This is a genomic window from Allostella sp. (assembly GCF_041913585.1).
In the GTDB taxonomy this organism is placed as follows: domain Bacteria; phylum Pseudomonadota; class Alphaproteobacteria; order ATCC43930; family Allostellaceae; genus Allostella.
Window position 1 is genome coordinate 1 of record NZ_JAYSFE010000246.1, and the last position, 2,988, is coordinate 2,988.

The 2,988-nt window shown below is 74.8% G+C and carries 2 protein-coding genes and 1 pseudogene; 1 reads left to right on the plus strand and 2 read right to left on the minus strand.

The genetic code is table 11. From position 1 onward, the window contains the following. Positions 1–9: 9 nt before the first annotated feature. Positions 10–2,298 (minus strand): heavy metal translocating P-type ATPase, encoded by a 2,289-nt coding sequence (locus tag ACE3Q3_RS23740; protein WP_374450235.1) that lies wholly within the window; start codon positions 2,296–2,298, stop codon positions 10–12. 159 nt (positions 2,299–2,457) lie between these two features. Here ACE3Q3_RS23740 and ACE3Q3_RS23745 point away from each other — a divergent pair, with 159 nt between their 5' ends. Then, positions 2,458–2,649, plus strand: coding sequence for a hypothetical protein (locus tag ACE3Q3_RS23745; protein ID WP_374450237.1), 192 nt, complete (start codon positions 2,458–2,460; stop codon positions 2,647–2,649). On the opposite strand, the pseudogene ACE3Q3_RS23750 reads toward ACE3Q3_RS23745, so the two are convergent. Next, positions 2,630–2,988: pseudogene (locus ACE3Q3_RS23750) on the minus strand (glutathione-disulfide reductase); the annotation flags it as partial. The gene ACE3Q3_RS23745 and the pseudogene ACE3Q3_RS23750 overlap by 20 nt on opposite strands.

The following is a 2,988-nucleotide window of genomic DNA, read 5'->3' on the forward strand; positions in this document are numbered from 1 at the left end:
CGGTGCCGCTCATCGGCCGCCGCCGTCGTCGAGCCGCACCGACAGCAGGCGCAGCGCGTTGAGCGTGACGAGGACCGTGGCGCCGGTGTCGGCCAGGACGGCGATCCACATGCCGGTCAGCCCGAGCACGGTGGTCACCAGGAAGACGGCCTTCGACCCGAGCGCGACGGCGACGTTGGTCCGGACGTTGGCCATCGTCGCGCGCGACAGCCGCACCAGCTCGGCGACGCCGCCGACCCGGTTGTGCAGGAGCGCGGCATCCGCGGTCTCGATGGCGACGTCGGTGCCGGCGCCCATGGCGATGCCGACGTCGGCGGCCGCCAGCGCCGGGGCATCGTTGATGCCGTCGCCGACCTTGCCGACCGGGCCGCCCTGCGCCTGAAGCCCGGCCACGATCCGCGCCTTGTCCTCGGGCAGGAGCTCGGCCTGGACCTCGATGCCGAGGTCGCGCCCGACCGCCTGGCCCGTGCGGGCATTGTCCCCGGTCAGCATCACCGGGCGGATGCCGAGACGCCGGAGGCGCGCCAGACCTTCCCGGGCATCGGCCCGCGGCTCGTCGCGCACGGCGAGGAGGCCGAGCGGTCCTTCCGGCGCGGCCAGCACCGCCACCGTCTTGCCCTGCTCCTCCATTGCGCGGACGGCGTCGCGGGCGCTGCCGTCGAGGATCGCCTCGGCGGTCCGCGGGTCCGAGATGGTCAGCGTCCGGCCGGCGACGGTGCCGCGCAGGCCGCGGCCGGCCATGGCCGCCACGTCGCTGGCGGGGGCAGGCGTCACCCCCGCGTCCTCGGCATGCCGCAGGATCGCCCGCGCGATCGGATGGCTGGAGCCGGCCTCGAGCCCGGCCGCCAGCGCCAGCACCTCGTCCGGCGGGGCAGAGATCGGCACGACGTCGGTGACGAGCGGCCGGCCGTTGGTCAGCGTGCCGGTCTTGTCGAAGGCGATGGTCCGCAGCCGGCCGATATTCTCCAGCGTCGCCCCGCCCTTGACCAGGAGCCCGCGCCGGGCCCCGGCCGACAGGCCGGCCGCGACCGCGGCCGGCGTCGAGATGACCAGCGCGCACGGGCAGGCGATCAGCAGCAAGGCCAGCGCACGGTAGACCCAGACTTCCCACGGCTCGCCCGCCGCCACCGGCGGCACCAAGGCGACCAGCAGCGCGACCAGGACGATGGCCGGCATGTAGACGCGCGAGAAGCGGTCGATGAAACGCTGCACCGGGGCCTTGGCCGCCTGGGCGTCCTCCACCAGCCGGATGATCCGGGCGATGGTGTTGTCGGCCGCCGCCCGGGTGACGACGACATGCAGCGCCGCCGTGATGTTGATCGTTCCGGCCGCCACCGACTCGCCCGCATCCTTGAAGCGCGGCACGGACTCGCCATTCACCGGCGATTCGTCGATCGCCGAACCGCCGGCGACGATCCGCCCGTCGCACGGCACGCGGTCGCCCGGACGCACGAGGACGGTCTGGCCCGGCAGCAGCGTCTCGGCCGGGACCTCGCGGGTCCGGCCGTCCTCGACGAGCTGCGCGGTCTTGGGCGTGAGGTCGGCCAGCGCCGCGATGCTGCGCCGGGCCTTCTGGGCCGCCACCCCTTCCAGCAGCTCGCCGACGGCGAAGAGGAAGACGACGACCGCCGCCTCCTCGGCCGCGCCGATGGCGAGCGCGCCGCCGGCGGCGACCATCATCAGCATCTCGATCGTGAAGACCTGCCCCAGCGACGCCGCGCCGAAGGCGCGCCGGGCGACCGGCACCAGGGCGACCAGGGTCGCCGCGACGAACGGCCAGGGCCCGAGCGCGGGCGCGGCGAGGGAGAGGGCGATCGCCGCGGCCAGCAGCACGCCCGAGGCGAGCACCAGGCGGCCGCGCCCGGTCCGCCACCATGGCCGGCCGCGATCCGCCGGGTCGTCGCCATGTTCGTGGTCATGCCCGTGGTCGTGGTCGTGAGCGTGAGCGTGAGCGTGAGCGTGATCATGCCCATGGTCGGGGGCGCCGTGACCATGCTCCCGGCAGTCGCCGTGGGCATGATCGTGACCGTGGTCATGGGGGCGGCCCGCCGGCGGACGCGGCGCGACGCCGCGCGGGACCGCGTAGCCGAGGGCCCGGATCGTCCGGACGACGGCGTCCGGGTCGGGCGGCTCGGCGCCGGGCGTCACCCGGACCCGTCCGCCGCCGACATCGACCGCGACGGCGGCGACGCCGGGCAGGCGGCCCAGCGCCGTCTCGATCTTGAGCGCGCAGCTCGGGCAGTCCATGCCCTCGACGGCGAGGCGCAGATCCTCTCGGGCGGCGGTGGATGCAGTCATCGGTCGGTGTCCTCTGCGGTCCGACCGGGAAGGTAGGTCCTCCAACGACTGTAGGTTCAAGCGGAAACCGCCGGCCCCGGGCAGGGCCAGATGCCGCCTTGGCAAGAGCGCCGCGGCGACCGACATCGATACCACGAGACCGATCGGAGACGCGGGGGGATGCCCCTGGAAAACGACGAGACGCGGAAACGGCGCGCCCGCAATCGCGCCCTGCTGGCCGTGCTGGCGGGGCTGGCGATCCTCTTCTACCTCGTCACCGTCGTGCGCATGCGCGAGGCCGACCGGTCCGCGCACGACGCCCCGGCGGGCACGGCGGCGCCGGAGCGGCCGGCTACTCCGCCGCGACCTTGACCGCCGGCGGCACCTTCTCGCGCATCGTCACGAACTCCTCGGCCGCGGTCGGGTGGATGCCGATGGTGCGGTCGAAGTCCGCCTTGGTGGCGCCGGCCGTGATGGCGATGGCGAGGCCCTGGATGATCTCGGGCGCGTCGGCGCCGACCATGTGGGCGCCCAGCACCCGGTCGGTGCGGGCGTCGACGACGAGCTTCATCATGGTCCGCTCCTCGCGGCCGGTGAGCGTGTGCTTCATCGGCCGGAAGCGGGTGCGGTAGATGTCGACCTCCGGGAACTCGGCCCGCGCGCGGGCCTCGGTCAGGCCGACGGCGGCGAGCGGCGGCTGGCCGAAGACGG